This window comes from Olsenella sp. An290 (genome assembly GCF_002159535.1).
In the GTDB taxonomy this organism is placed as follows: domain Bacteria; phylum Actinomycetota; class Coriobacteriia; order Coriobacteriales; family Atopobiaceae; genus Thermophilibacter.
Genome location: NZ_NFIU01000027.1, coordinates 1 through 9671, shown reverse-complemented (window position 1 = coordinate 9671; position 9671 = coordinate 1). Strand labels below are relative to the sequence as shown.

7 protein-coding genes and 1 other RNA gene are annotated in these 9671 nt (G+C 69.8%); 3 read left to right on the top strand and 5 right to left on the bottom strand.

Features of this window, described 5'->3' with window-relative positions:
- From dnaX to ffs, 4 genes are all read right to left on the bottom strand, one after another.
- A partial coding sequence (dnaX, locus tag B5F84_RS09255) for a DNA polymerase III subunit gamma/tau (RefSeq protein WP_087323262.1) occupies window positions 1-1756 on the bottom strand: 1756 nt, incomplete at its 3' end.
- Window positions 1757-2264: 508 nt separating this feature from the next.
- Window positions 2265-3938: a PH domain-containing protein gene (locus tag B5F84_RS09250; RefSeq protein WP_087323257.1), complete on the bottom strand. Its 1674-nt coding sequence runs from the start codon at window positions 3936-3938 to the stop codon at window positions 2265-2267.
- On the bottom strand, window positions 3935-4414 hold the full coding sequence (locus B5F84_RS09245; protein WP_143786088.1) for a PH domain-containing protein: 480 nt from the start codon (window positions 4412-4414) through the stop codon (window positions 3935-3937). The genes B5F84_RS09250 and B5F84_RS09245 overlap by 4 nt, the downstream gene beginning before the upstream one ends.
- Window positions 4415-4879: 465 nt before the next feature.
- Window positions 4880-4975, bottom strand: an RNA gene (gene ffs, locus B5F84_RS09240) — signal recognition particle sRNA small type.
- Between the two features lie 147 nt (window positions 4976-5122).
- On the opposite strand from ffs, the gene ade reads away from it, so the two are divergent.
- Entirely contained in the window at window positions 5123-6934 is a 1812-nt protein-coding gene (gene ade, locus B5F84_RS09235) for an adenine deaminase (RefSeq protein ID WP_087323252.1), read from the top strand.
- Window positions 6935-7518: 584 nt separating this feature from the next.
- A complete protein-coding gene (locus B5F84_RS09230) occupies window positions 7519-8079 on the top strand; it encodes a YcxB family protein (protein ID WP_087323249.1) in 561 nt (186 codons plus the stop codon).
- 177 nt (window positions 8080-8256) lie between these two features.
- Here the strand turns inward: B5F84_RS09230 and B5F84_RS09650 are convergent, their stop codons facing one another.
- Window positions 8257-8877 carry a DUF3459 domain-containing protein gene (locus B5F84_RS09650; RefSeq protein ID WP_087323246.1) on the bottom strand — a complete coding sequence of 207 codons (621 nt, stop codon included), beginning with the start codon at window positions 8875-8877 and terminating at the stop codon, window positions 8257-8259.
- Between the two features lie 27 nt (window positions 8878-8904).
- Between B5F84_RS09650 and treR the strand changes: the two genes are divergently transcribed.
- Window positions 8905-9627: a trehalose operon repressor gene (treR, locus tag B5F84_RS09645; RefSeq protein ID WP_087323243.1), complete on the top strand. Its 723-nt coding sequence runs from the start codon at window positions 8905-8907 to the stop codon at window positions 9625-9627.
- The last annotated feature ends 44 nt before the right edge of the window (window positions 9628-9671 follow it).

Genomic DNA, 9671 nt, shown 5'->3' with positions numbered 1-9671 from the left:
GCTTAGGGGCGGGGGCCGGCTTAGGGGCGGGCGCCGGCGCGGGTGCGGGTGCCGGCGCGGTCGTCGGGCGCTCGGAGCGGGAGATGGCCTGGTTCGCGAGGCTCGACTCAACGTAGATGACCTGACGCGGGCCAAACGCCGCGGCGACCGCGGGCTCAACCGTCTCCCTAACGTCCGTGCGCTCGAGCATGCGGGCCGCAAAGTGCGAGCCCTTGGGCAGGGAGACCGTGAGGCGCTCGCCGTCGTCGGACACCGCCGTGGACGAGAGGAGCAGCGACCCCTTGGCCGGCGCCTGCGCCACAAGACGGTCGACGACCTGCTTCCAGGTGCGCTGGAGGTTTCCGTTGGAGAGACCGGCGGCGGCAGGGGCCGAAGGCGCCGGCACGGGCTTGGGCTTAGGAGCCGAGGTGGGCTCCGGGGTCGGGGCGGGCGCCGGCGCGGCCTGGGCCGCGGGTCGCGCAGCCTGAGGCTCCGGGGTCGGGGCGGGCGCCGGCGCGGAGGGCGCCGCGGGTGCCGGCGCGGGCTCCGGGGTGGGCGCACCCACGGCCTTGAGGTTCTTCTCGCCCGTGGAGGCGAGGGCCTGGCGCGGAGCCCCGGGTGCGGAGAGTATGGCGACCTGGCGCTCGAGGTCGGCCACGCGCTCGGCAAGCGAATCGAGCGTGAGGTCGGTCTCCGGGCGGGCCAGGCGGGTGAAGGCGACCTCGAGCACGAGGCGCTGGTTGGTCGCGGTTCGCATCTCGCTCGAGGCATCCCCAAGGACGGCAAGCGCGCGGGCGAGGCGGTCGGGCGAGCCGAAGGCCGCCGCCTCGGCGCGCAGGGCGTCGAGCTCGGCACCGCGCGCCGCGACGACGTCGTCGGAGCTCGGAACCACCGAGACCACATAGACGTCGCGCAGGTGGGCGGAGAGCTCGCGCGTGAGCTGCAGGAGGTCCCGGCCCGCATCGACGAGCGTGGCGACCTCGGTGAAGAGCGTCGGCACGTCACGACGCGCGAGCGCCCGGGAGATCTGGCCCAGGAGGGACCCGGAGACCTCGCCGAGGAAGTCCGAGGCCACGGGCAGCGTGATCTGGCCGGCCCCGAAGACCGAGAGCTGCTCCAGCGTGGTCAGCGCGTCGCGCATGCCGCCGCGGGCATGGCGCACCACGAGCTCGAGCGCCGCCTCGTCGTAGCCAAAGCCCTCCTGGCCACAGACGTAGGCAAGGTGGGCCTGCATCTCGTCGTTGCCGATGGCGTGGAAGTCAAAGCGCTGCACGCGGGAGAGAATCGTGGCAAGTATCTTCTGCGGGTCGGTGGTGCACATGATGAAGACCACGTGCTCGGGGGGCTCCTCGAGCGTCTTGAGCAGGGCGTTGAACGCCTGCGTGGTGAGCATGTGGACCTCGTCGATGATGTAGACCTTGCAGCGGCCGAGGGCCGGGGCGTAGTTCACGCGAGAGATGATCTCCTCGCGGACGTTGTCCACGCCGGTGCGGGAGGCCGCGTCGAGCTCGATGACGTCCGGGTGCTCGCCGGCGGCGATGAGCCGGCACTGCTCGCAGCTGCCGTCCGGCAGGGCCGCGGGGCCCTGCTCGCACATGAGCGCCTTCGCGAGGATGCGCGCCATGGTGGTCTTGCCCGTGCCGCGCGGGCCGCAGAAGAGGTAGGCATGGCTCGTGCGGCCCTCGAGCACGGCGCGCTTGAGGGTCTCGACCACATGGGTCTGGCCTACGACCTGCTCAAAGGTCTGCGGCCGGTACTTGGTGTAGAGCGATTCCATGCGACCTCCGGACGACTCGTTCCCGAGCCTCCAGTATACCCGCGCCACCGGACGCGCCGAGCGCCCCCACAGGTTCTTCTCGCGCGTGGGACGGCGGGCGCGGGGCGGGCTTGGCGGCGGGCGTCGTGGGCGCAGCGGGCGCGGGGAGGCACGGGCGGCAGGCGTGAGTATTGGTGAGCTTTCGTCGCTGACTCGCTGAAACTCACGCTTTCGGGGCGCAAAGCGTGAGTTTGCGTGAGTCGGCTCGGGCAACTCGCTCGAAGTCACACTTCCGAGATGCAAAGCGTGAGTTTGTGTGAGCCGGCTCGGGCAACTCGCCGAAAGTCACGCTTCTGGGGTGCAAAGCGTGAGTTTGCGTGAGCAGGCGCGGGCAACTCACTGAAAGTCACGTTTCCGAGATGCAAAGCGTGACTTCGAGCGAGTCAACGCGCAAAACTCATCGCAAATCACGCGCCTGCCCCGCCGCCACCACGCGTCTGCCACCACGCGCGGCCGCCCGCCGCCTTCGTCACGAAAGCCACTCGAGCAGCGCGAGCGCGACGGGCTCGGGAAGGTCCCGCAGGTCGAGGCCGTCGGTGGTGCCGGCAGCCGTGCGCACGGAGACGCTCGCCAGGCCGGCGCGGCGCTGGAAGGGGCTCACGGAGACGCGCATCCGCTGAAGGTGGGAGCGGGGCACGATCGCGGTGCGCCGCGTGAGCCCGCCGGAAACAAGCACCAGCTCGCGGGCCGTATGCCCATAACGCGCCGAGGACCAGCCGCGCACCGCGTCAAGAACGAGGCAGGCCAGCAGCACGACGCTCAGGATCGCCGCCGCCACGACGAGCGGGCCAACCAGCCACGCGGCCTGCGCGGCAAGGCCGGAGACGCCCAGAAGCCAGATTCCCAGGCCCGAGAGCCCCGCGGCGAAGGGCCACCACGCCACCGCGCGCACCACGGAGCGCCGGAGCGCCACGCGCCCAAGCCTCCCCAGCCCAGCCTGGCCGAGCACGCCCGCATAGGCCGGAAGCGTCTCGGACAGGAAGGCGTCCACCTGGGACACGCGCAGAAACGGGTGCAGCACGACCTCGCCCGACGGCTCGCCGTCCTCCTCGCCCGCCGCGGCCACCACGATCGCGCGAACCTCGGCGTAGCCCATGAGCTGGCGAACAAGCCCCTGCCGCACGCTCACGTACTGGACGCGCCCCGCAGCCAGCGTGCGCGAGTAGCGCGAGAGCAGCCCGTGCTCCACGGACAGGCGGTCGGCGTAGCGCTCCACGCGATACCCCGCGTAGCGCACGAGGTTGAGCACAAAGGAGACGAGCGCCCCCAGGAGGAGCGCCGCCAGAAGAAACGCCACCACGATCGAAGCGAGCATCGGGGCAAAGCGGGCCATGAGCTCGTCGCCGGTGCCCGCAAGGTCGAGCACGCCCCACTCGATCAGGTTGTTGAGCCCGTTGGCGAGAAGAACCACGAGCGCGACGGCCTGGCTGCCCGCGCTCATCTGGGACACCGCGGCGAGCAGCAGGTCGCGGCGGGAGAGCGTGTAGACGGAGAGCGGGCGCTCCTCGGCCGTCGCCTCGGCGGCGACCTCGCCGGGGGCGCCTGGCGAGCCCAGGTCCTTCTCGCCCGGCGCGGACGCCGCGGCGCGCTTGCGGCGGAAGAGCTCGACGCGCAGCGCCTCGGCCTCGCCCGCGCGAAGTCCGCGCAGCTTGGAGGCGTCGCCCTCGGAGGCCGCGGCGCCCGTGTCAAGGTTGAGCGTCATGAGGCCGAGCGCGCGCTCGAGGAGCTCGGAGCTCATGGTCACCGTGTGGATGTGCTCGTAGGGAACGGAGAGCTGGCGCCGGTTGACGAGCCCCCAGCGAATGACGAGTTCACCGGGCGCGAGCTCCCAGGTCCGCGCGCGCCAGATGGCGTAGCTCAGGCCCGCGCACGCGGCAAAGATGGCCACCGCGGCGAGCGCGACCTGCGCGATCGCCGCGAGGTCGCCGGAGAGGACAGCGCCCATCCGCGCAAAGGCCAGCAGCACGACCAGGCCGGAGGCCATCTTGACGGCCTCAGTCAGCACGGAGAGCGGGTTGGCGCGGTGCGTGCCGAGAAGCGCCGCGGGCGTGGCGTCGGCGGCGTCCTCGAAGAGCGACCGCTCGGGGACCGCCAGGCGCTCGACCTCGCGCTCGAGGTCCCTCTTGCCCGGCTGGGGGCTCACGCATCCTCCTTGGCAAGGCGGGCGAGCTCGGCGACGCGGTCGCGCAGGGCGTTGGCGTCGTCCTCCGCAAGGCCGGGAATCTCAAAGCTCTCGCCCGCGGTCGAGACGGTCACGCTGGCAAGGCCGTGCGCGCGCAGGATCGGCCCCTGCTTGGTCTGGACGTGCTGGACGCGCACGAGCGGCACGAGCACGCGCTTCTTCACAAAGACGCCGTGGTAGAGGTCGACGTCGGTGGGCGTGACGTCATAGCGCCACGTGGCGTACTCGATGCGCGGGGAAACGAGAAGGTCGGCCAGGCAGACGACCTCGATAACGCCCGCGACGAGGTAGACCCAGAAGACGTCGCCTCCCAGGTGGCGCACGATGAGCCACGCCACGACGGCGAGCACGGCAACGACGACCATCCCCACGACGTCGGAGATGCACCAGACGCGCAGCATGCGCGGGTCCAGGCGGTGAGCGGGCAGCGGGGTCATCGGACTCCTCTCGGCGTGGCATCGCCTCATTATCGCATAGCGAGAAGGACGCAGCCGAGCGGGCGGCACCTCGCGAAATGTCACGCTTTCGGCCCGGAGGGCGTGACTTTGAGTGAGCTTTGCGCGCGCGGCTCGCTGAAAGTCACGCTTTTATCGCTTGAAGCGTGAGTTTTAGCGAGTCGCCGCGCAAAACTCACACGAGATCACGCCCCGGCCGCAGAGCGTGAGTTTTGGCGAGTCTTCGCGCGCAGCTCATTGAAAGTCACGCTTTTGGCCGGCAAGGCGTGAGTTTTAGTGAGTCGGCTGACAAAGCTCATCGCAAGTCACGGTTTGGGGCCCGAAGGCGTGACTTTGAGCGAGCCAGCGCAAAAAACTCACCACAAGTCACGCGCCCCGCCCCGTGAGGCGTCACCAGCGGCGAGGCGGCGCCCGCGGCGACCGCGCGCCCGCGGCGCAAAAAAAGCGCGCTCGATGGGATCGGGTGCCCGCCAGAGGCCCCTTATGGCTGCTGCCTCCCGGCCCTGACCAGGTTCGAGGTGTTGCGTCACCCGAGCCCATCGAACGCGCTCGCTAGCAGTGTAGCAGATGACGTCGCGTTGCGAGAGCCGCAGCCCCCGCGACCCCGCGCCGCACGGCCGCCCGCCGAAGCAACGGCCGCGGGGAGTGCGCTCGCGCTACCCTTGTCACAACTTCGACCAAGGAGGCCCCATGCGCAACCGCTTCTGCAAGACTCCGCTCTGGGAGTGCAACGACGAGCTCGTGCGCGTGGCGCAGGGCGAGAAGCCCGCCGACCTCGTGATTCGCCACGCGAGCCTCGTGTGCGTGACCACGCACGAGATTCTGCCGGACACCGACATCGCCGTGGCCTGCGGGCGCGTGGCCTACCTGGGCCTCGGCGAGCACACGGCCGAGCACTGCATCGGCCCGGACACGCAGGTCGTGGACGCCACCGGCCTCTACGCGGCCCCGGGCCTCATGGACAGCCACATCCACATCGAGTCCGCCATGGTGGGTCCCTCCGAGTACGCCCGCGCCGTCGTGCCGCACGGGACCTGCGCCATCCTGGCCGACCCGCACGAGGCGGCCAACGTCTGCGGCCTCCCCGGCGTCCGCGCCATGTGGGATGACGCGGCCCGCACGCCGCTCAAGACCATGCTCACCACCCCCTCCTGCGTGCCGGCCGTGACGGGCGTGGAGGACACGGGCGCCAGCATCACGGCGGCAGACGTCGCGGACAGCATGGCCTGGGACAGCGTGGTGGGGCTCGGCGAGATGATGAACTTCCCGGGCATCCTCGCGGGCGAGAAGAACGCCCTGGACGAGGTGCGCGAGACCCTGCGCGCGGACCGCGTGGTCACCGGCCACTTCCCCTCGCCGGACCGCGACCGCGGCCTCAGCGCGTACGTGGCCGCCGGCGTCTCCTCCTGCCACGAGTCCGGCAGCTTCGACGAGGTGCTGGCCAAGCTCCGCCTGGGCATGTGGGTGCAGCTGCGCCAGGGCTCGGCGTGGCTGAACCTCCCCGGCTACCTCCCGCAGCTCGTGGCGAGCGGCGTTGACACGCGCCACTGTCTGCTCTGCTCGGATGACAACCACCCGCACACGCTCGTGGACGAGGGCCACATGGACCGCATCCTGCGGACGGCCGTGGAACTGGGGCTAGATCCGGTGACCGCGCTCCAGATGGCCACGATCAACTGCGCGGAGTACTTCGGACTCGCGCACGACCTGGGCTCCGTCACGCCGGGCAAGTGCGCCGACATCGTTCTTCTCGACGATCTTGAGAGCTTCCGCGCGCGCAAGGTCTTCATTGACGGCGAGCTCGTGGCCGAGGACGGGCGGGCGCTCTTCTCGGTTGCGCCGTACGTCTGGCCCGACTTCATGACCCACACGATGAACCTGGGGCTCGCGCCCACGGCCGAGACCTTCCGCATCCCTGTTGACCTGCCGGACGGGACGGCCCGCGTGCGTGCGATGGCCATCGACCCCGGCGACACCCTCACGCGCAACGTGGTGGTGGAGGTGCCGGTGGCAGGCGGCGCGCTCCAGGCCGACCCCGCGCACGACGTTCTCAAGGTGGCCGTCTTTGACCGCCACCACAGCGCGGCGGGCACGCACGCCTTTGGCTTCGTCACGGGCTTCGGGATTCACGGCGCGCTCGCGCAGACCGTCTCCCACGACGCGCACAACCTGCTCGTGATGGGCGACAACGACGAGGACATGGCGCTTGCGGCGGCAACGCTCGCTGAGTGCGGCGGCGGCGAGGTGGCCGTGGCGGACGGCAAGGTGCTCGCGCTCGTGGAGCTGCCCGTATGCGGCCTCATGAGCACGGAGCGCGTGGAGGTCGTGGCGGAGAAGGTCGGCGCGGCGAGAAGGGCGTGGGAGCAGATGGGCTGCACGATGCCCTCACCGTTCATGACGATGGGCGTGATGTCGCTCGCGTGCGTGCCGGAGCTGCGCCTCACCAACCGCGGCTACGTGAACTGCCTCACCTTTGAGATGGAGCCGCTCCTCGTTTCATGACAAAACGGCGCGCTCATGGGCGCGCACAGGTGATCTGAAACGCGAGGCTGTGACTTCTTGCTTGCAATGGCGTGACTTTTGGTGAGTTGCGCACGTAAGCTCGGGGCAAAGTCACGATTTCTGGCATGAAAGCGTGACTTTTGGTGAGTCGCGACTGTTGTCTCATCAGAAGTCACGCTTTGCCGGCCAAAGCGTGAGATTCGATGAGCTGGAAGCGATGGCTCACAGAAAGTCACGCCTTGCAGCGTGAAAGCGTGACTTTCCGCGAGCCAGTGCCCGCCGCGCCACAACGCGAGCCGGCGCACGCCGCCCGCCGCGCCGCAACATAGACGAGGGCCCGTCGACGCCGTGGCGTCCGGGCCCCCACTTTTGGCAGCTGCCAAGCACTTAAGCTCACACAGTGCGAGCGCACGCGGCGTTCCGTCGGGCGCTCGCTCCCTGCACGATGTGTATGATTCCCCATCAAAGACCGCGTAGTCTCGAGACGCCGGCCAGCGGCGATTTCCACCGGGCAAGCACATCTCGAAGACAAGTCCTCCACAGGACGCTAGGATTTATCGGGTAGTCAAGCCAAAGGAGACCCCATGCCCAAGAAGTCCCCGGCGCGCAGGGACCAGAGCGCGCCGATCAAGTTCAACGACGAGAAGTACGACCACCTGCGCTTCTCGGCCACCTTTGAGTACAACGAGCTCTGCATCGCCCGCGCGGCCGAGCTCCTGGGCCCGCGCCTCAAGCAGGTCGTGACCATCGGCAACTTTGGCGCGCTCATCCTGCTCGTGCTCGTGGCGCTCTGGGCCAAGGACGCCATCGTCGTGATGATCGTGCTCTTCCTGGTTGCGACGGCCCTCTCGTACGTCACCTCCAACTGGCGCAAGCTCCAGCTGCGCTACGCCCGCACCACCTCGCTCGGCTCGTGGACGCAGGCCGGGCGCCTGCACGTGGTCGTCTGCGATGACGCGCTCCACGTGGTGGACAAGACCGGTGAGCTGGCCACCTACCCCACCTCCGAGCTGCGCTACGTCCACGAGACCGGCGACTTTGTCGTGGCGGGCTTTGGCCGCAAGCGCTTTGTGTACGTCCCGCGCGCGGCCCTGAGCGAGAACCGCTGGCGCGAGCTGCTGCGCTTCCTCAAAGATCACCGCTAGCAGGCGCGGGGCGTCCAGGACGCGGGCGAGAAGAACGCCCCGTCGCAGCCGCCCGCGCACGCGACGAGGAGGCCGGGCCAAGACGATGCGCGTCGTCCCGGCCCGGCCTGTGCGTAGTGCTCGTTCTTCTCGCCCGGCGTAAGGGCCGGGGCCGGCGGGGCGCCCGCCGTAAGCCGTCTACGACGCGCGCCCGTGCCAGACGACCGCCTCGAAGGGACGCAGCGCACCGGCGGCGGGCGCGTCGTCATAGTTGCCCATGACGACCGCAAGGCCCGCGGTCCCAAGGTCCGCCAGCTGGCAGGGCCGCTCGTCAAAGGAGCAGGCCACCACGAGCCGCTCGTCGCCGAGCGTGCGCTCGTAGGCGATCACCTTGGGCGCCTCCGCGCCCGCGTCCAGGAAGCGGACGGCGCCCTCCGCGACCAGGTCGCTCTCGTGTCGCAGGCGGATGAGGGCGCGGTAGTACTCGAAGAGGGACCCCTCCGCGCCAACCTCGGCCTCGGCGTTCACCTGGGCGTGGTTGGCCGGAATGGACAGCCACGGCGTGCCCGTCGTGAAGCCCGCCCCGGGCTCGGCCGTCCACTGCATGGGCGTGCGGCCGTCGTCGCGGGAGCGCTCGTTGACGATCTGCAGCGCCTCCTCCGGCGTCTTGCCGGACTCGAGCATGATACGGTAGTAGTTCAGGGTCTCCACGTCGCGGAAGTCGTCGATGCTCGCAAAGCCCGGGTTGGTCATGCCAAGCTCGTCGCCCTCGTAGACGTAGGGCGTGCCCTTCATGAGGTGCGTGCAGGTGGCGAGCATCTTGCCCACGCGGAAGGAGAGGGGCGCATGAAGGCGCGCTACGACGCAATCTACCGGGAGATTCGCGACAGCATTGAGCAGGGGGTCTACCCGTACCAGTCCTTCCTCCCCTCGGAGGCGGAGCTCACCGCGGCGTTCTCCTGCTCGCACAACACGATCAGGCGAGCGCTCGGCGTCCTGCGCGAGCAGGGCTACGTCCAGCCCGTCCACGGCAAGGGCGTGCGCGTAATCTACCAGGAGCCCGAGCGGACCACCTTCACCGTGGGCGGCATCGAGTCGTTCCACGAGGCCGACGAGCGCATCCACCTGCACGCGCAGACCGAGGTCGTCACCCTCGAGCAGGTCATCGCCACCGAGAAGACCGCGTTTCGGACCGGCTTTGAGGTGGGCTGCGAGCTCACCTTGGTGAAGCGCGTGCGACGGATCAACGGCGAGGCGCTCATCCTGGACCGCAACCTCTTCCGGACCTCCTCGGTGCCCGGCATCACCCGCGAGGTGGCCCGGACCTCCATCTACGCGTATGCCGAGAAGAACCTCGGGGTGACCATTGCCACGAGCAAGCGCGCGATCACCGTGGAGCGGGCCACGGGCGAGGACCGCACCCTGCTTGACCTGGGGGACATCGACTACCTGGCCGTGGTCACGAGCCAGACCTTTGACTCCCAGGGCATCCTCATCGAGTGCACCCAGTCCCGGCACCGCCCCGACCACTTCTGCTTCCGGGACACGGCCGTGCGGCAGCGGCTGTAGCGCGACGGGCGCGCGGGGCTGGCGGCGCGGGGGCGCGTGGGGGT

Excerpts from the sequence above, each read along its gene's own strand:
- treR (WP_087323243.1), top strand. The coding sequence starts at position 8,905 with ATGAAGGCGCGCTACGACGCAATCTACCGGGAGATTCGCGACAGCATT.
- B5F84_RS09230 (WP_087323249.1), top strand. The coding sequence starts at position 7,519 with ATGCCCAAGAAGTCCCCGGCGCGCAGGGACCAGAGCGCGCCGATCAAG.
- B5F84_RS09245 (WP_143786088.1), bottom strand. The coding sequence starts at position 4,414 with ATGACCCCGCTGCCCGCTCACCGCCTGGACCCGCGCATGCTGCGCGTC.
- ade (WP_087323252.1), top strand. The coding sequence starts at position 5,123 with ATGCGCAACCGCTTCTGCAAGACTCCGCTCTGGGAGTGCAACGACGAG.
- B5F84_RS09650 (WP_087323246.1), bottom strand. The coding sequence starts at position 8,877 with ATGCTCGCCACCTGCACGCACCTCATGAAGGGCACGCCCTACGTCTAC.